This window comes from Halonatronum saccharophilum DSM 13868, from assembly GCF_000517025.1.
In the GTDB taxonomy this organism is placed as follows: domain Bacteria; phylum Bacillota; class Halanaerobiia; order Halobacteroidales; family Halobacteroidaceae; genus Halonatronum; species Halonatronum saccharophilum.
The window spans coordinates 167,849-184,790 of sequence record NZ_KI912094.1 but is presented as its reverse complement, the minus strand read 5'-3'; the positions used below and the strand labels follow the sequence as shown (position 1 = coordinate 184,790).

The window sequence follows — 16,942 nt, the reverse complement described above, 5'->3', positions numbered from 1 at the left end:
TTACAGTCATATAAACCTAAAACAAAGGAGTTGCTAATAATGAAAATTTTAGTGATGGGTGGGACAGAGTTTGTCAGTAGGGCAATGGCTATGCATCTAATAGAGAGGGGTTACCAAGTCGATATCTTCACAAGGGGTAGAAGAGAGGTCGATTATAAAGGAGTTAGAGACCATATAAAAGGTGATAGAAGGTCTCTAGAATCATTAAGAGAAGGCCTATCTGGGAGAAGCTACGATGGGGTCTTTGATATCACAGCCTATAATAAAGAAGATCTTAGGTTATTAACATCGGTCTTAGAAAGGGATAAATTAAAGAGATATATCTTCTGTAGCTCTATGACAGTCTATAAAGAGAAGGAAGGGGTTATTAGCGATGATAGTCCAAGAGGATTCAACCCTAACTGGGGCAATTATGGTTTGGATAAGATGAGAGCCGAGGATTATCTATTCAAATTATGTGAAGAAGAAGGCTTAGCAGTAACCATCTTCAGACCTGCTTATATCTATGGGGAAGGGAATAATCTTTATAGAGAGGGGTACTTCTTTGATAGGATAGAGGAGGGCTTGTCTATACCGATACCAGCCAGAGATACTATAAATCATTTTATACATATTGAGGATTTGGTGAAGTTATTTGAGAGTGCACTATATTCTAGTGAGGCAGTGGGCAGAGGGTATAGTTTGAGTTATCCACAGAAGGTAACCTGGGAATATCTCGTTGAAAGTGCAATAGAGGCAGTAGGTAAAGAGGTGGAAGTGAAGAGGATTGACTATGATAAGCTAGGCTTGCATCCAAGAGAGTTCTTCCCCTTTAGGGATATTACTCATTTGTTGAGTGTGGAGAGTTTGGGCGAGGATGGGTTATATACTCCTCAGATTAATTTGCAGGAAGGTCTGGAGAGAGCTTATAGATGGTATTCAGATAAGAGGCCGAAGCTAGATGATCCTAGGATGGATAAGGTAGAGTATGTTTTAGAATCTTAGAAATTAAAGGTCAAAGGTTTAGTCGAAGAAGTTGTCAGAGCTAATGATTTGATTGTTAAGGTTTTAGTTGACAGCCAAATTCATGACTGGAGTCACTTGTATTAGTTTGGAAAATATTATAGAATAACCACATAAACCTAAAAAGAAATTTAAACCATAACAAGAAATCGAATTATTCTAAGTAGAAATTATCAAATTAATCATCTGTAGTAGTCTAAAAATAAAAGAGGAGAGTGGAATAATGAAGAAAAGATATCTTGTTCTAAGTTTTCTAATCTTAATCTTAGTTCTTAGTAGCACTAGTACCTTTGCTATGAGTAGTAGTCCGGTGGAGGAGGAATGGGAGTGGAAGACTTCGACACCAGAGGAGCAGGGGATGGATTCGGAGGCTTTGCTTGGAGCTTTGGATTATATTGAGCGACAAGACATAGATTTGAATAGTCTTCTAGTCATAAGAAATGGGCATATAGTTACAGAGGTCTACTATCCACCCCATAGAGAGGAAGATGCGGCAAACCTCTACTCAGCGACTAAGAGTGTCTTATCGTCCTTAATAGGGATTGCCTTAGAGGAGGGATATTTGGAGAGCGTTGACCAGAGAGTATACGACTTCTTCCCTCAATATTATAGTGATGATATGGACCCTCGTAAAAAAGAGATAACTATAGAGAATCTATTGACGATGACGGCTGGTTATGCTATTGAACCTTATTGGAATATTTCAGAAGCAACACTGCCAGAGCGGATTATTAAACGCCCTTTGATTAACCAACCAGGAGAAAGCTTTGTTTATGATAATGGTAGTAGTGACCTTTTAGCTGTTATTTTAAATGAAATTACTGATATGACAGTAATTGACTTTGCTAATGAATACCTCTTCGAGCCAATGGAGATTGATTATGTTCCTCAGATAACTTAAAGGATGATAACAACTATTATGGAGGAGCAGCAGGAGCTTATTTGAAGCCTAGGGATATGGCTAAGTTTGGGTACCTTTTCTTAAATAAGGGTTATTGGGAAGGTGAAGAGGTAGTACCAGAATCTTGGGTCAGTAGATCTACCAAGAAACATACCTATGCTGAAGGATGGGCGGCACCAGGTTATGGATATCAATGGTGGGCTACAGAATATGGTTATTATGCTAGTGGGATGGGAGAACAGAATATTATGGTTATTCCTGAGTCAGATATGGTTATAGTAACCAGTGGTAAATATAATGAATATAATCGTGTATATAATCGTGTATATACTCTTTTATCTCATATCAGAAATGCTGTTAAAGATGATCAAGCAATAGAGGAAAACCTTCAAGCTAGCAGAGAGTTAGAAGAGAGAATTAATGATATAAAGAATCCTCAGCCCCAAGAAGTAATATCTTTACCTCAAAAAGCAGCTCAAATTTCTGGTAATTTTTATAGGCTAGAGCTCAATGATTTAGGGATTGAGGGTATAAGGTTGGATTTTGAGGATGAAAGTACGGCATACTTGAGACTGATAGGCCCATCAATCGATGATGATGTGATTCCGTGGATTCCTGATGATGTTATTGAAATTGGCCTAGATGGAATCTATCGGAAGACAGAAATAACTACTGAGTATAGAGCTTATCTTCATGATTTAAATGTTGATGTAGTGGCAGCAAAGGGTGAATGGAGTGGAGAAAACACCTTTAATTTAGAGTTTAGGGAGATGGGCAATTTCAAGTATAACTTTAGCCTTATGTTCTTTGATAATAAATTAACAGGAACCTTAGATACTGCGCCTCTTAATATTTCGGAGTTTTTAACAGGAGAGGTTGAGAATTAAGGGATAGAGGATAAGGGCAGCGAAAAAAGCATCGAGTTAAAAAATAAATAGTAACTCTGCCCACGAAGAGTTTTTTGTTATTTAAAAACTCGTAGGGATAGAGGATAAGAGATATACTTATATTTGCAGGGCCAACGATTTAAATCGTTGGCCCTGTCTTATTTCAGCGGTATTAATACTATAGTAATTAAAGGGCAAAGGTCCAGCAGCTGATTAGATCTGATAAGAGCCGATTAGAGCATAAAAAATGAAAAAGTTTGGTCGAGTGGTTAGTCAGATTTAGTGGTTTGACTTAAAGGTTTTAGCAGATAGCTGATGGCTATAGTAATAAAGCTAGCTTTATTACTAAATCTCCTTTATTTATTATGTAATTTTAGGTATACTAAAAATAGATAAGTATCATAATCAAATTAAAAGAGGGATAATAATGGACAAACTATTTTTATTAGAGGAGAGGTTGAAGGATAAAGGTATCAGATTAACCAAGCAGAGATCTAATATCTTGAAGGTCTTAATAGATGCTAAGAGGCCCATTTCGGCACAAGAAATCTTTAATAGATTGGATAATAAAGATTCTAAGTTGAGACTATCTACTGTCTATAGAAATCTTAATAGATTTGAGAAGGAAGGGTTTTTAAAAAGTGTTACTTTAAGCGATAAGGAAAAGTGGTTTGAATTAGCAGATAGGGGGCATCATCATCACCTAATTTGTATTAAGTGTGATGATATAACCCCTTTAGATTGCCCTTTGAAGGATTTTGAAGATGAATTAAAGAAGGAGACAGATTATACAATCCTAGAGCATAGGATGAACATGTATGGAATCTGTCCTAAGTGTAAAATTTCAGTTGAGAATTAAGAATTTAAAAAGAAAAGAATTAAGAACTGGTTGGAACCACCAATGAACACGAATTGGTACTAATATAGTTCAAAAGCTCAAATTAACTTATATTTTAGATATATTAAAGAATTAGCAAAGCAGTATAGTTGTCAGAAAATTTAGACTTTAATCCTTTTGTTGAATTTTTATACATCAAGATGTATAATCATACTAACGAAGGTGAAAATAATTAATTGTCGAACTTAAATATAAAAAGGAGGAGTTTAATATGAGTAAGAAATTAAATAAGGTTGTAATGGCATATTCGGGAGGTTTAGATACCTCGGTAGCAATTAAATGGCTACAAGATAAGTATGATGTAGAGGTTATCTGCTTTGCTGCAGATGTTGGGCAGAATGAAGATTTAGCCCCATTAAAGGAGAAAGCATTAAATACAGGTGCTTCTAAAATCTATATTGAAGATTTAAAAGAAGAGTTTATGAAAGAGTATGTATTTAAAGGTTTAAAGGCAGGTTGTTTATATGAAGGGAAGTATCCTTTAGCGACTGCTTATTCTAGACCTTTGATTGCTAAGAAGATGATCGATATTGCCAAAAAAGAGGGGGCAGATGCAGTAGCCCATGGATGTACTGGAAAGGGAAATGACCAGGTTCGCTTTGATGTATCTTTTCAGGCGTTGGCCCCAGGAATTGAGATAGTTGCTCCATTAAGAGAGTGGGAGTTTGGTTCAAGAAGTGAAGAGATTGAGTATGCAGCTAAACATAATATCCCTGTTGGTGCTACTAAGGAGAGCCCTTATAGTATAGATAGAAACTTATGGGGAGTTAGTATTGAGTGTGGAATTCTAGAGGATCCTTGGGCAGAACCACCAGCAGAGGTTTATCAGATTACTACTGCTCCTGAAGATGCGCCAGATCAAGCAGAGTACTTAGATATTACTTTTGAAAAAGGAGAGCCAGTTGCTATAAATGGTGAAGAATTAGGTCCAGTCCAATTAGTAGCAAAGCTTAACGAGGTTGCAGGTAAGCATGGGGTAGGAAGAATTGATATGGTAGAGAATAGATTGGTAGGAATTAAATCAAGAGAGATATATGAAGCCCCAGCAGGTACTTTATTAATAGATGCACACAGACACTTAGAGGATTTGGTATTAGATAGAGAGACTTATCACTACAAAGAGCTAGTAGCACAAAAGTATAGTGAGTTAGTCTATTATGGACAGTGGTTCTCTCCTTTAAAGAAGGCATTAGATGCCTTTATTGATACTACTCAAAAGTATGTTAATGGAACTGTAAAAGTAAAATTATATAAAGGTAATGCAACTGTTGTTGGAAGAAAATCAGATAATTCATTGTATCAAGAGAACTTAGCTACTTATGAGAAGTCTGATACCTTCAACCACGAGGCAGCAGTAGGGTTTATTGAGTTATTTGGTCTATCTTTAAAGGTCAATGGTACTGTAAATGGAGATAATTAATCTTTAATTAAATGGGATGGAGGAGAGGGTTATGATCAATATTAGAGTGGCTAAAGAGGAAGATGCAAAGTTGGTCTTTGAATTAACTAAGGAGTGCTTTAGTGATTATGCCCAATCTCCCACTTTTAAGACAACTCCATCTTTGTTAGAGGATTATGAGGATGTGAAGATGGATATAATTAATAAGGAGGTCTTGATTGCTTGGTTGGATGGAAAGGCAGTCGGATCTCTTAGATATTATCCATTAGAAGATGGAGAATATGGATTGATACGTTTAGGAGTTTTAAAGGAGTATAGAAGTTTAAATATAGGAAGTACCTTGCTCAAAGAAGTTGAAAAAAGAGTCAGGACCAACGATGGCAAGTCAATAACCCTATACTCTCCCTATGAACTAAAGAACTTATTGAACTTTTATCAAAACTTAGGATACAAGATTGAAGAAGTAAGCCAAGACGATGACTATGATAGAGCGAAACTAACAAAACAATTAAGAATTAACAGTTAAGAATTAAGAGTTATAAACCTTTTAGATTAAAATAATTTAAGATTTAAAAATCTTTGGTCTTAAATTATTAATTCTTAATCTTTAACTATTAATTGATCTAAAAGAGGGGTGAGATGATGAAGTTATGGAGTGGTAGGTTTCAAGAGGATACGGACAAGCTGGTTGAGGAGTTTAATGCCTCTATCGGCTTTGATTATAAGCTGGCCAAGTATGATATCCAAGGGAGTATGGCTCATGCCAAGATGCTGGCCAAGTGTGATATTATATCCAAGGAAGATAGCGAGACGATTATAGATGGATTAAAAGAAATCTTAAAAGAGGTTGAGGAAGGTAAGTTTGAGTTTAGCGTTGAGTTAGAGGATATACATATGAATATAGAGAAGAGGTTGACCGACAAGGTTGGCCCTGTTGGTGGAAAGTTACATACTGCTAGAAGTAGAAATGATCAGGTGGCCTTAGATATTAGGCTTTATCTAAGGGAGCAGATAGAAGAGATTAAGGAGTTGATTAAGCAGCTTCAGTCTGTTTTATTGGAGTTAGCTGAGGATAATATCGATATCCTTATGCCTAGCTATACTCATCTACAGAGGGCGCAGCCCATTAGGTTGGCCCATCATTTAATTGCTTATCAGCAGAAGTTTAAGCGAGATTATGATCGATTAACAGATTGTTATAAGAGGGTCAATATTCTACCTCTAGGTTCTGGTGCCTTAGCAGGGACTAAGTTCCCAATAGATAGAGAATTTGTCGCTAAGGAGTTAGGCTTTGATGGGGTTAGTCAAAATAGTATGGATGCAGTAAGTGATCGTGATTTTGCTATAGAGTTCTTATCTGCTGGTGCTACCTTGATGATGCACCTAAGCCGATTTAGTGAAGAGTTGATTATTTGGTCATCTTCAGAATTTGACTTTGTCAATATCTCGGATGCCTTCTGTACAGGAAGTAGTATCATGCCTCAAAAGAAGAACCCTGATATTCCTGAGTTGATTAGAGGAAAGAGTGGAAGGGTTTATGGAAATCTAATGCAACTTCTTGTAACTATGAAGGGCTTAACCTTAGCTTACAACAAAGATATGCAAGAGGATAAGGAAGGTTTATTTGATACTGTAGATACCTTAAAGGTTAGTTTAGAGATTTTTGCTCGAATGATGGCAAATACAACCTTTAATGCCCATAAGATGAAGGAGTCTACTGAAGGTGGCTTTGTAAATGCTACCGATGTAGCCGATTATCTTGTAGATAAGGATATTCCCTTTAGAGAGGCCCATGAGGTAGTAGGGAAGGCTGTTTTCTATTGTATTCAAAATGGAAAGAACCTTTTGGAGCTTACGATGGAGGAATGGAAGGAGTTCTCTTCTGTCTTTGAAGAGGATATCTACCATACAATTGCTATAGAGACTTGTGTCGATGCTAGGGATACTATAGGTGGACCAGCGAGAAAAGAGATTGAGCGGGTAATAGCGCAAGAGAAGAAGGAATTAAGTTGATTTAGAAGTCCAATGCCAGTGATGGCATTGGACTTTTTACTATAATATAGGTTTAATAGTGATAAAGTATTACTTTCAATGTTAAGAGAAGGAGATTAATTAAATCTCAAGAATATAAGAATAATATATAATGGAGTAAATTATAAGAACGGGGGATAACTTATGTCTAATAAGATATTGGTAGTAGATGATGAAGAGAATATAGTACAACTTATTAAATTCAACCTAGAAAAGGAAGGTTATGAGGTTATCGCAGCCTATGATGGAGAGAAGGCTTTGGAGGAGGTAGATATAGAGAAACCAAAGTTAGTTATTCTTGACTTAATGCTTCCCAAGGTCGATGGTTTAGAGGTCTGTCGTAAGATTAGGGGTAATAATCAATACTCTAAACTTCCTATAATCATGCTAACAGCAAAGAGTGAAGAGTTAGATAAGGTATTAGGGCTAGAGATGGGAGCAGATGATTATGTAACCAAGCCTTTTAGTCCTAGGGAGTTAATTGCTAGAGTTAAGGCTATCTTAAGAAGGGCCAATACTAAGAACAATACTAAAAAGAGTATAGTCAGGGTAAAGGATCTCCAATTAGATTTAGATAAGTATAAGGTTGAAATCAAAGGTAATGAACTTGACTTAACTCCAAAGGAGTTTGATTTAATGGCTATTTTCTTATCGCACCCTGGCCAAGTCTTTTCTAGAGATTATCTTCTTCAAGAGATTTGGGGTTATGACTATCATGGTGATACCAGAACTGTAGATGTCCATATTAGAAGGCTAAGAAAGAAGATTGAAGAATGGAGTGAAGATGATTATATCTCAACAGTTAGGGGAGTGGGATATAAGCTGAAGGATCTGTAATACTAAGGTGAGGAGCTCTTATAATGTTAGAAAAATTAGAAAGTATAAAGTGGAAGATTCTTGTGGTTTATATAGGATTGATCTTTGGAATACTTATATTCGCTGGTTTTTTTGTACAAAGGTCATTGCAAGATTACTTTACAGAGACTATTCAGGAGAATTTAATTAAAGAATTAAATTTAGTATCTGGTTTGATTGAAGAGCAACTTAAAGAAGATGATTATGAGCAGTTAAATAGATCAATAAATAGATATGGAGAAGATTTAGAGAAGAGAATAACGGTAATGGATATTAGAGGTGAGGTTTTGGCTGACTCTCAAGAGGACCCAGCAAGGATGGAGAACCACCTTTATAGACCTGAAGTTCAAGAGGTTTTGACAGAGGGGATAGGGAAGGAAATTAGGTATAGCTCTACAGTAGATAGAGAGATGAAGTATGTAGCTATACCTATAATTAGGGATAATCAGACCAAAGAGATATTGAGGATAGCAATAAACCTTGAGGAGTTATGGTATATATATATAGATATATGGGTAGTTTTATTTAGAGCTGGGATAATAGCAATTTTAATATCTTTATTCTTGGCTTTGAAGCTAATTACTAAAATAACTGATCCTATTAGATCCATCACTTGGGCAGCTGAACGGATAGCAAATGGTTACTTAGATCAAAATATAGTGGTTAATACCAATGATGAAGTAGGTAGGCTTGCTTCTATGTTTAATCATATGGTCAATAAGGTTAAAGAGAAGGTTGAAGAGATATCAAATGAGAAGAATAAGGTGGAGGCTATAGTAACAAGTATCGGTGATGGTGTGATTGCCATTGATAATAAAGGGAAGATAATCCTCTTTAACTCTGCAGCACAGAAGATATTTGGTATTAAGGAGGAGGAGGTTCTAAATAAATCAATTATCCAGGTTACTAAAAATCATAAGCTAGATGAGCTGATGAATAGAGACCTTAGAGACAATCAATTTATAATGGAAGAGATAGAGATATTACTCCCACAAAAGAGGATATTTAGGGTGCAGATTGCACCAATTAAGGGCCAACAAATGATTGTCGGTGCTGTAGGAGTATTAAGGGATGTTACAGAGCTTAGGCGCTTAGAGCAGATGAGAACTGAGTTTGTTGGTAATGTATCTCATGAGTTAAAGACTCCATTAACTTCGATAAAAGGTTATGTAGAGACCCTTTTAGATACTAAGCCAGATTATGAGACTTATGATTCCTTCTTAAATATAGTAAGCCAGGAAACTAATCGTTTAGATCGATTAATAGGTGATTTGCTAGAATTATCAAAGATTGAATCTAAGAGTGATTATTTTGTGCAAGAGGATATAGATATAGTAACTCAAATTGCCAATACCATCTGCTTATTAGAGGATAAAGCAGCTAAGAAGGGTATAGATATAGTTCTTGATCTTTCTTATGAGTACTATCAGATAAAAGGGAATAAAGATCAGATATCTAGGTTGTTGATTAACCTTGTAGATAATGCTATAAAATATACTCCAGAAGGTGGGCAAGTTAGGGTAGGAAGTTATCTAAAAGATAATAGTTTAGTCATAGAGGTGGAGGATGATGGGATTGGTATTCCTCAAAAAGACCTACCTAGGGTCTTTGAAAGATTCTACCGAGTGGATAAGGCAAGGGCTAGAAAATTGGGTGGAACAGGACTTGGCTTATCGATAGTAAAGCATATTGTTGAAGACCATAAGGGTAAGATAGAAGTGGAGAGTGAAGTTGATAAAGGGACTAAATTTATTATAGAATTAACAAAAGTATAAGTTTATCGCAAAAGCGATAAACTTATACTTTTTTATTTTAACAGTATGTTAACATTATATTCATTTGTCTGTAATAATAAGATGCTATACTCTTGTTAAAGTAGCTGAAAGTGATACATAAAAATCAATCAAATTTAAGGGGGAATTATTAATGTTTAAGAAGAGAAGTCTTACTTTAGCTTTAGTATTGATGTTAAGTGTTGGAGTTGTATTCAGCTTGAGTGGAGAGGTGGATGCTTTTTTCAACTTCTTTAGAAGAGATGCAGAGCAGACCTATGCACAGGTTAGAGGATCCGATACAATGGTAAATATCTCTCAAGCCTTGGCTGAAGCCTTTATGGATGAGTATGACTATGATATATCAGTAACTGGTGGAGGTTCTGGAACAGGAGTTGCAGCTATGATTAATAATGAGATTGATATTGCTAATGTTTCAAGGGATATGAGTGATTCTGAGATTCAACAAGCAAGAGCAAATGGTGTAGAGGTTTATAGGTATATAATTGCAATGGATGGTTTGGCTGCTATCGTAAATGACAGTAACCCAGTTAGAAATCTAACTCTTGATCAAATTGGTGCTATCTATCGTGGGGATATCACCAACTGGAGTGAGCTAGGTGGACCAGATATGGAGATTACTATGTACGGAAGACAGAGCAACTCAGGAACTTTTGTTTACTTTAGAGAGAATGTAGTTAAGGATGACTTTTCTGATGCTAAGAGGCAGATGAATGGTACTGCCCAGATAGTAGAGGCAGTTAGAGCAGATAGTTCAGCAATCGGTTATGTAGGTATAGGTTATGCAGTAGATGACAGTGGAAATGAGAGAGACGGTTTAGGGATAGTTGATGTAGCATTAGACCAGAACTCAGAGTATGCTTCTCCATTAGATGCACAAAATGTAGCAACAGGTGCTTATCCATTGGCTAGACCTTTAAATAACTATACAAATGGGGAGCCATCTGGAGCAGTATTAGAATATCTTCAATTTGTAATGAGCGATAAGGGTCAACAAGTAGCTGTTGAGACTGGATTCTATCCAATTAGCCCAGAGTTCCAAAGAATCAATGAGCAGAATATGCCCAAATAATAGTCAAAGAAGAACAGAATAAAGAATAAATAGGTGGCGGATATCCGTCACCTAAAACTTTATAGTAATTAAGTGGCACTATCGTGCCACTTAGCTATGAGTCATGTGCTTTGTGCCGTTAGCTAAAATCAAAATCAAAAACTTTACAAAACCTTATCATACAGGGGTTGGGTTCCTTGGTCTTATGGTTTTGAACTAGCTCATAGCATACGGCACATGGCTCATAGCTAGTAATAAAGCTTCACTTACTGATTCTTGATTCCATTTTGTTAACACAGTTTTAACAATTCGTTAATCTAGCTGTAACAGTGGGGTGCTATACTCTAATTGACGTTAAAACTAATATAAGTAACAGGAGGAATAATTGAAGATGAAATCTTTTAATAAGAGAGGTTTATTTGCATTAATAACTGTAATTTTAGTTGGAATTTTATTGGTTGGTTGTGGTAGTCAAGGTGGAGATGACACTCATATAGAGCTAAGAGGTTCAGATACAATGGTTAACCTTGGACAGAACTTAGCAGAGGCATATATGGAGAGGCAAGATGAAGTGACATTATCAGTAACTGGTGGGGGTTCAGGAACTGGAATCGCAGCTATGATAGATAATAGGGTTGATATTGCCAACTCTTCAAGGGCAATGAGAGATTCAGAGATTGAACAAGCCAATGATAATGGAGTAGATCCCTTCGAGATAGTCATTGCTATGGATGGACTAGCAGTATTTGTAAATGAGAATGTAGGGGTTGAAAAGTTAACAATAGATCAAGTAGGAGCAATCTTTAGAGGGGATATCACCAACTGGTCAGAGTTAGGTGGTTCAGATGGAGAGATTAATATGTATGGAAGGCAGAGTAACTCAGGAACTTATGTTTACTTTAGAGATAATGTAGTCAAGGAAGATTTCTCTGATGAGGTAAGGCAGATGAATGGAACAGCTCAGATTATTGAAGGTGTTAGAAATGATAGCTTTGCTATAGGATATGGTGGTATTGGATATACAGTAGATCAGAATAATCATGTAGTAAGTGGGTTAAATGTTCTTAGCATGGCAGCAGATGAAGATTCAAAATACGTTAATCCTTTAGATTCAAAGAATGTGGAGAGCGGTAAGTATCCAATTGCTCGTCCATTATACAATTATACAGACGGTAATCCAGAGGGGGCTCAATTAGATTATATTAACTTTGCCTTAAGTGAAGAGGGCCAACAGGTAGGAGTTCAAACTGGTTTCTACCCAGTAAGCCCAGAGTTTAGAGAGTTTAATCAAAGACAACTAGGAAACTAAGAATCTATTTTAGTTTACAGAGTACGGTGTACAATATATAGTTCAAACCTTCAAGAATTTAATTCATAATTGTAAACTGTGAATTATACACTGTAAACTTTATAAAGTGGGGGGGATTTAATTGGAGAATACAGATATTGTAAAAGAGAATAAGTGGCTTAAGTATAAAGAGAAGGGGATAGAAGGATTCTTCTTTTTAAATGGTATTTTAGCAGTCTTTATTTTACTAGGAATATTCTTTTTATTAATAAGAGAAGGTTATCCTACCTTCAAAGAAGTAAGTATAGTAGAATTTTTAACATCAACTCGTTGGAACCCTACTTCTTATTCTCAATCTGGTTATGGAATAGTTAGTATGGTAGTTAGTACCTTGGCAGTTACCATTGGTTCTTTATTATTTTCTGTTCCAGTTGGAATTGCAGCAGCAGCTTATTTAGCTGAGATTGCAGGGAGGAAAGAAAGGGAAATATTAAAGCCTGTTATTGAGATTTTGGCTAGTATTCCATCGGTAGTTATCGGTTTTTTAGGTATAGTCCTTGTTGGACCGGCTATTGCGAGGTTTTTCAATATAAGCAATGGTCTTAATGTTATCAATGGCTCAATATTACTAGGGATTATGGCAATTCCTACTATTGTAAGTATATCTGAGGATGCCATATCTTCGGTTCCGGATAAGTATAAACAAGCCTCATTGGCTTTAGGAACCAATAGGTGGCATACTCTAATTAAGGTTACCATCCCTGCTGCTTTATCAGGGATTACAGCAGCTGTTATGTTAGGGATGGGTAGGGCTATAGGTGAGACTATGGCCGTTTTAATGGCTACCGGTAATGCAACAGCTTTTCCTAAAGGAATATTTACTTCGATCAGAACGTTAACTGCTACAATAGCAATAGAGTTGGGAGAGGTTCCTTATAATACCACCCATTATCACTCTTTATTTGCTATAGGAGCAGTACTATTTATGATGACATTTTTGGTTAATTTAGTTTCAGATATAGTACTCCATAAATATGGGGAGGGTGAATAATGAAAAAAGCTAAAGAAAAGTCGTTGGTTAATTGTAATTTAAATAGTCATAAAAGTGCAGATATTAAACAAAGGATTGGGTTTGGGATTTTAAGGATATCTGTTTTGATTATACTAGTCCTTTTAGCAGTTATTATTTATGACATTATAAGTAAAGGAATAGGTGTAATTAGTTGGGAATTTTTAAGCCAGCCTCCCAGAAGAGGGATGACTGAAGGTGGTATCTGGCCTGCTATTATTGGAACGGTATTTGTAACCATGATGACAGCAGTCTTTGCAGTACCCGTCGGTGTATTTGCAGCAATCTATTTAAATGAGTATGCAAAACAGGGAAAGAGAACTAGAATTATCAGAATGGCCATCAGAAATCTAGCAGGGGTTCCTTCAGTAGTATATGGGCTCTTTGGTGTGGCTTTATTCGTTAGGCGTTTTGCTTTTGGAACTTCAATTTTATCGGCAGGTCTTACCCTAGGATTGATGACCTTGCCAGTAACCATTACAGCAAGTGAGGAGGCTCTTAAAGCAGTACCTAATTCTTATCGCCATGGAGCTCTAGCTTTGGGGGTCTCTAAGTGGCATAGTATAAAGACCAATGTTCTACCCCATGCTATTTCTGGTATTATGACAGGGGCTATATTGGGATTATCAAGGGCAGCAGGAGAGACCGCTCCAATACTATTTACCGGTGCAGCTTATTCACTACCAAGAATACCAAGCTCACTATCAAGCCAATTTATGGCTCTGCCCTATCACCTTTATATTATGTCAACTCAACATAGCAATATAGAGATGGTAAGGCCAATAGCCTACGGAACTGCACTAGTATTGATCTCTTTAGTTCTGATTATGAACTTAGGGGCTATCTTTATACGGTCTAAATTTAGAAATAAACATTGATAATTTATAATTTTTGTGTTTTTGAGGTTTTAAAATGATAAAGATCAAAGGAATAGACGCAGATTAAATCCGATAAAAGATGATAAAATCTGATTAAATCATTAAAAATAAAAAAGGTTTAAATCAGATTTAATCGGGTTTGATCTTTGCTAATCTGCGCCAAATATTTTGATTTTAGATTTTTAATAATTTCTATAGATTTATAAACTTTCAACTATAAAGTACAGGGAGGTATTTGGATGGAGAATTTAGAGAAGAAGATTATAGTCAATGATTTAGACTTTTATTATGGTGATTTTCAAGCCTTAGAGAATATATCATTAGAAGTTCCAGTGAATAAGGTTACGGCATTTATTGGCCCTTCTGGATGTGGTAAGTCAACCTTCTTAAGGACATTAAATAGGATGAATGATCTAATAGCTGGAACTAAGGTAGATGGAGAGGTCTTGATTGATAGTGAGAATATATATCATGAGTGTGTTGACGTTGTTAATTTAAGAAAGAGAATCGGGATGGTATTTCAAGATCCTAATCCTTTTCCAAAATCTATCTATGAGAATGTAGCTTACGGGCCAAAGGCTCACGGTATTAAAGATAAAGATAAGTTAGACCAGATTGTGGAAAAAAGTTTAAGACAGGCTGCTTTGTGGGATGAGGTAAAGGATCGATTAGATAAGTCGGCTATGGGGATCTCTGGGGGACAACAACAGCGATTATGTATAGCTAGAGCTTTATCAGTTAATCCAGATGTGCTTTTAATGGATGAACCAACCTCAGCTTTAGATCCAATTGCTACAGCTAAAATTGAGGATTTGATAGAGGATCTAAAAAAAGAATATACTATAGTAATTGTAACTCATAGTATGCAACAGGCTGCTCGTATCTCTGATTATACTGCATTCTTTTTAATGGGGGATTTAATTGAGCATAGCTTAACCCAAAATATCTTTGAAAAACCAGAAAATAAGAAGACCGAGGACTATATTACAGGTAGGTTTGGGTAGAAATAAAGCGGAGCTTTATTTTAAGAATCAGTAAAAGCTTAAAATTAAAAGAAGATTGAATTATTAAAAAGATTAACTGTAAACTGTACACTCTAAATTAATATTGAAGAGGGGGTAAGAAGATGGTGAGAAATCACTTTGAACAGCAATTAGAGGCTTTAAATGAAGATATCTTGAAGATGGGTAGCATAGTAGAGGAGACTATTTATAAAGCTATATTATCATTAGAGAAACAAGATAGGAAGTTGGCCCAGGAGGTTATCGATAATGATGATGTTCTAGATGAGTATGAGATTAAGATAGATAAGGAATCTGTCAGATTGACGGCACTACAACAGCCTGTAGCAAAGGATCTAAGGCAAATATTTATGATTTCCAAGATTGCTACTGATTTAGAGAGAATGGGAGATTTGGCCCAAAATATCGCACGGATTTCCAAAGAGTTATCAGAGGATAATTTAATAAAGCCTTTAGTCGATATACCAAGGATGGCCCAGATAGTCCAAGGGATGGTTAGGGAATCTTTAGATTCCTTTGTTAATTTAGATGAAGTTAAAGCAGAAGAGGTAGGAAAGCAAGATGATAAGGTAGATGATTTAGACAATCAAATTTTAAGAGAACTATTGACCTATATGATAGAGGATAATAGTGCTATAAAGCAAGGGAATAGATTGATCTTTGTAAGTAGATATCTTGAAAGAATAGGTGACCATGCCACTAATGTTTGTGAAAGAGTAGTCTATATCGCAACAGCTGATAGAGTTAGTTATTAGTTATCTATTAATAGAATCTATAGTGGAGTAATTGTGATATCACAATTACTCCACTATTTTTTATTAAAGTTAAATAATATAGTAATATAGTTGCACAAAGTGCAACTATATTACTATTATCTCTCTCTTCTGCATAAAATATAATTACTAATATTATGCAGGAGGGAGTAATTATGAACTTAAGTGAATTAGAAGGAAAAGAACTTATAAATATCCATAATGGCGGTAGGCTGGGAATGATCTCACAAGCTGATCTAATCGTCAATAAGGAGACTGGAAATTTGGAATCTATTATAATACCTAATCATGGTAATTTTTTAAGCTTCTTTAGTCAAGAAAAATATCTTATGATCCCATGGGAAGCAGTTGTAAAAATTGGATCTGAAGTTATTATTGTAGATATCAAAGAAGAGGCGTATGAAGATTATTCTCCTAGGCTAGAATACTGATTTTTAAAACTTAGAATATTAACTATTCAATATGGTTAATATATAACTGTAGTTCTAGAACTATAATAGTTAGGAGCGAGAGTATGCCAAGATTTTTAATGAGAGGAGCTAAGAATATGCCAAAGGTATTAGGATTATTTAGAGACAAGGCGGAAGCAGAACGTGCCGTTCAAGCTATGAAGGAGCTAGGGGTAGAAGAGAATAGAATCTCTCTAGTGGCAAAGCACCAGGAGGGTGCAGATGTTGAAGCCGGAAGAGAAATGGGAGGTACTGATAGTATAGCTGATGGTACTGCAACAGGTGGTGCAATAGGAGGGATCGCTGGTATTTTAGCAGGTGCAGGTCTATTAGCTGTACCAGGTTTAGGGCCAATCCTAGCAGCAGGTCCATTAGCAGCTGGTCTATCAGGATTAGCAGCTGGAGGAGTTGCAGGAGGTTTGGTTGATTATGGAATGGATGAAGAGACTGGACAAAGGTATGCAAATGAGTTAGAGAGTGGTCGTATTCTAGTAGGTGTGGAGGATGCCCAAGAGGAAAAAATAAACGAAGTGACTTCAGTTTTAAAAGATTCTGGAGCATATGACGTAACTCTAGGAAAATAGCAGGGTGTTAATTGTGGATTTACCTTGACAAAAAGAAAGAAATATTAGAAAATATAATAAAT

Annotated in this window: 17 protein-coding genes; all 17 read left to right on the top strand. The window is 36.0% G+C overall.

Annotated features, from left to right (window positions below; genetic code table 11):
* The first annotated feature begins 39 nt into the window (after positions 1-39).
* The 17 genes from HALSAC_RS0104345 (at position 40) to HALSAC_RS0104265 (ending at position 16,880) form a co-directional block, all read left to right on the top strand.
* On the top strand, positions 40-984 hold the full coding sequence (locus HALSAC_RS0104345) for an NAD-dependent epimerase/dehydratase family protein (RefSeq protein ID WP_027339238.1): 945 nt from the start codon (positions 40-42) through the stop codon (positions 982-984).
* A gap of 241 nt (positions 985-1,225) precedes the next feature.
* The gene (locus HALSAC_RS17635; RefSeq protein ID WP_027339237.1) at positions 1,226-1,903 is read left to right on the top strand and encodes a serine hydrolase domain-containing protein; all 678 of its coding nucleotides are present in this window, start codon (positions 1,226-1,228) and stop codon (positions 1,901-1,903) included.
* A 56-nt stretch (positions 1,904-1,959) separates the two neighbouring features.
* Entirely contained in the window at positions 1,960-2,790 is an 831-nt protein-coding gene (locus tag HALSAC_RS17630; protein ID WP_342666844.1) for a serine hydrolase domain-containing protein, read from the top strand.
* A gap of 427 nt (positions 2,791-3,217) precedes the next feature.
* Positions 3,218-3,649, top strand: a complete 432-nt coding sequence (locus HALSAC_RS0104330) for a Fur family transcriptional regulator (RefSeq protein ID WP_027339235.1) — start codon at positions 3,218-3,220, stop codon at positions 3,647-3,649.
* 250 nt (positions 3,650-3,899) lie between these two features.
* The gene (locus tag HALSAC_RS0104325) at positions 3,900-5,108 is read left to right on the top strand and encodes an argininosuccinate synthase (RefSeq protein ID WP_027339234.1); all 1,209 of its coding nucleotides are present in this window, start codon (positions 3,900-3,902) and stop codon (positions 5,106-5,108) included.
* A gap of 31 nt (positions 5,109-5,139) precedes the next feature.
* Complete coding sequence (locus HALSAC_RS0104320; RefSeq protein WP_027339233.1) at positions 5,140-5,613, top strand: GNAT family N-acetyltransferase; 474 nt, start codon at positions 5,140-5,142, stop codon at positions 5,611-5,613.
* A 116-nt stretch (positions 5,614-5,729) separates the two neighbouring features.
* Positions 5,730-7,100 (top strand): argininosuccinate lyase, encoded by a 1,371-nt coding sequence (argH, locus tag HALSAC_RS0104315; RefSeq protein ID WP_027339232.1) that lies wholly within the window; start codon positions 5,730-5,732, stop codon positions 7,098-7,100.
* Between the two features lie 162 nt (positions 7,101-7,262).
* Positions 7,263-7,955, top strand: coding sequence for a response regulator (locus HALSAC_RS0104310; protein ID WP_027339231.1), 693 nt, complete (start codon positions 7,263-7,265; stop codon positions 7,953-7,955).
* Positions 7,956-7,978: 23 nt separating this feature from the next.
* The gene (gene pnpS / locus HALSAC_RS0104305; protein WP_027339230.1) at positions 7,979-9,748 is read left to right on the top strand and encodes a two-component system histidine kinase PnpS; all 1,770 of its coding nucleotides are present in this window, start codon (positions 7,979-7,981) and stop codon (positions 9,746-9,748) included.
* A 151-nt stretch (positions 9,749-9,899) separates the two neighbouring features.
* On the top strand, positions 9,900-10,838 hold the full coding sequence (locus HALSAC_RS0104300; RefSeq protein ID WP_027339229.1) for a PstS family phosphate ABC transporter substrate-binding protein: 939 nt from the start codon (positions 9,900-9,902) through the stop codon (positions 10,836-10,838).
* A 370-nt stretch (positions 10,839-11,208) separates the two neighbouring features.
* Complete coding sequence (locus tag HALSAC_RS0104295) at positions 11,209-12,126, top strand: PstS family phosphate ABC transporter substrate-binding protein (protein ID WP_035571280.1); 918 nt, start codon at positions 11,209-11,211, stop codon at positions 12,124-12,126.
* Positions 12,127-12,247: 121 nt separating this feature from the next.
* Complete coding sequence (gene pstC, locus HALSAC_RS0104290; protein ID WP_245579425.1) at positions 12,248-13,156, top strand: phosphate ABC transporter permease subunit PstC; 909 nt, start codon at positions 12,248-12,250, stop codon at positions 13,154-13,156.
* A complete protein-coding gene (gene pstA, locus HALSAC_RS0104285) occupies positions 13,156-14,052 on the top strand; it encodes a phosphate ABC transporter permease PstA (RefSeq protein WP_084804324.1) in 897 nt (298 codons plus the stop codon). Before pstC ends, pstA begins: the two co-directional genes overlap by 1 nt.
* A 239-nt stretch (positions 14,053-14,291) precedes the next feature.
* The gene (gene pstB / locus HALSAC_RS0104280) at positions 14,292-15,056 is read left to right on the top strand and encodes a phosphate ABC transporter ATP-binding protein PstB (RefSeq protein ID WP_027339225.1); all 765 of its coding nucleotides are present in this window, start codon (positions 14,292-14,294) and stop codon (positions 15,054-15,056) included.
* Positions 15,057-15,178: 122 nt separating this feature from the next.
* Positions 15,179-15,829 carry a phosphate signaling complex protein PhoU gene (phoU, locus tag HALSAC_RS0104275; protein WP_027339224.1) on the top strand — a complete coding sequence of 217 codons (651 nt, stop codon included), beginning with the start codon at positions 15,179-15,181 and terminating at the stop codon, positions 15,827-15,829.
* 173 nt (positions 15,830-16,002) lie between these two features.
* Positions 16,003-16,278 (top strand): YlmC/YmxH family sporulation protein, encoded by a 276-nt coding sequence (locus HALSAC_RS0104270; protein WP_027339223.1) that lies wholly within the window; start codon positions 16,003-16,005, stop codon positions 16,276-16,278.
* Positions 16,279-16,361: 83 nt separating this feature from the next.
* Positions 16,362-16,880, top strand: coding sequence for a hypothetical protein (locus tag HALSAC_RS0104265; protein WP_051412074.1), 519 nt, complete (start codon positions 16,362-16,364; stop codon positions 16,878-16,880).
* Positions 16,881-16,942: the final 62 nt, after the last annotated feature.

Bases quoted from the DNA above. Each gene is read 5' to 3' on its own strand.
- HALSAC_RS0104345 (WP_027339238.1), top strand. From the start codon at position 40: ATGAAAATTTTAGTGATGGGTGGGACAGAGTTTGTCAGTAGGGCAATG.
- HALSAC_RS17635 (WP_027339237.1), top strand. From the start codon at position 1,226: ATGAAGAAAAGATATCTTGTTCTAAGTTTTCTAATCTTAATCTTAGTT.
- HALSAC_RS17630 (WP_342666844.1), top strand. From the start codon at position 1,960: ATGGCTAAGTTTGGGTACCTTTTCTTAAATAAGGGTTATTGGGAAGGT.
- HALSAC_RS0104330 (WP_027339235.1), top strand. From the start codon at position 3,218: ATGGACAAACTATTTTTATTAGAGGAGAGGTTGAAGGATAAAGGTATC.
- HALSAC_RS0104325 (WP_027339234.1), top strand. From the start codon at position 3,900: ATGAGTAAGAAATTAAATAAGGTTGTAATGGCATATTCGGGAGGTTTA.
- HALSAC_RS0104320 (WP_027339233.1), top strand. From the start codon at position 5,140: ATGATCAATATTAGAGTGGCTAAAGAGGAAGATGCAAAGTTGGTCTTT.
- argH (WP_027339232.1), top strand. From the start codon at position 5,730: ATGAAGTTATGGAGTGGTAGGTTTCAAGAGGATACGGACAAGCTGGTT.
- HALSAC_RS0104310 (WP_027339231.1), top strand. From the start codon at position 7,263: ATGTCTAATAAGATATTGGTAGTAGATGATGAAGAGAATATAGTACAA.
- pnpS (WP_027339230.1), top strand. From the start codon at position 7,979: ATGTTAGAAAAATTAGAAAGTATAAAGTGGAAGATTCTTGTGGTTTAT.
- HALSAC_RS0104300 (WP_027339229.1), top strand. From the start codon at position 9,900: ATGTTTAAGAAGAGAAGTCTTACTTTAGCTTTAGTATTGATGTTAAGT.
- HALSAC_RS0104295 (WP_035571280.1), top strand. From the start codon at position 11,209: ATGAAATCTTTTAATAAGAGAGGTTTATTTGCATTAATAACTGTAATT.
- pstA (WP_084804324.1), top strand. From the start codon at position 13,156: ATGAAAAAAGCTAAAGAAAAGTCGTTGGTTAATTGTAATTTAAATAGT.
- pstB (WP_027339225.1), top strand. From the start codon at position 14,292: ATGGAGAATTTAGAGAAGAAGATTATAGTCAATGATTTAGACTTTTAT.
- phoU (WP_027339224.1), top strand. From the start codon at position 15,179: ATGGTGAGAAATCACTTTGAACAGCAATTAGAGGCTTTAAATGAAGAT.
- HALSAC_RS0104270 (WP_027339223.1), top strand. From the start codon at position 16,003: ATGAACTTAAGTGAATTAGAAGGAAAAGAACTTATAAATATCCATAAT.
- HALSAC_RS0104265 (WP_051412074.1), top strand. From the start codon at position 16,362: ATGCCAAGATTTTTAATGAGAGGAGCTAAGAATATGCCAAAGGTATTA.